This window comes from Bradyrhizobium sp. CFUWI (assembly GCF_056429085.1).
In genome coordinates this window covers 1-512 of record NZ_JBWJZE010000148.1, presented here as the reverse complement: position 1 = coordinate 512, position 512 = coordinate 1, and the positions used below count along the sequence as shown (strand labels likewise).

The window sequence follows — 512 nt, the reverse complement described above, 5'->3', positions numbered from 1 at the left end:
CCACAGCACTTCTTGAACTTCGCCCCGCTCCCACAAGGGCACGGATCATTGCGCCCCACCTTGGGCTGCATCGACTTGGCCATCTCCCGCTGATAGACAGCGAGCCGAAGTGGCAGCCAGTGAGCGTGCATGTCCAGAACAGCCGGCGGGATTTGTTGAGCCAGCTCCGATCGCATGGCCGGTGTTCGGGTGAGTTCGTCCTGATCCACGCAATAGTCGTCTTCGCCCAGCAGGGCAATGGGTCTGAACCAAACTTGCCCTTGGGGAGTGCACAGCAACGGTTTCCAGTCCTTCCAGCAACGTCTCCTCCCCTGGACAAAGCCGTACGCCCACGATTCTGCGTCGTCGTATTCACGCTCGTCACCGTCGTAGGCCATCGTTGACCAGCACGGGCTGATCTCCCGGGGGTCATCCCCCAGGCCGGCAATGATGGTGTTGAAGTGGCGCATGACCAAGCCCAGCATGTGGTTCAGCTCTTCGACGGAACCCATCGGAGGCATCATCTCCTTGGT

At 60.4% G+C, this 512-nt stretch carries 1 protein-coding gene; it reads right to left on the bottom strand.

The genetic code is table 11. The annotated features are described in order from the left end of the window. On the bottom strand, positions 1–491 hold a 491-nt coding region (locus AC066S_RS39140; protein ID WP_478271953.1), incomplete at its 3' end, for a UPF0149 family protein. Positions 492–512: the final 21 nt, after the last annotated feature.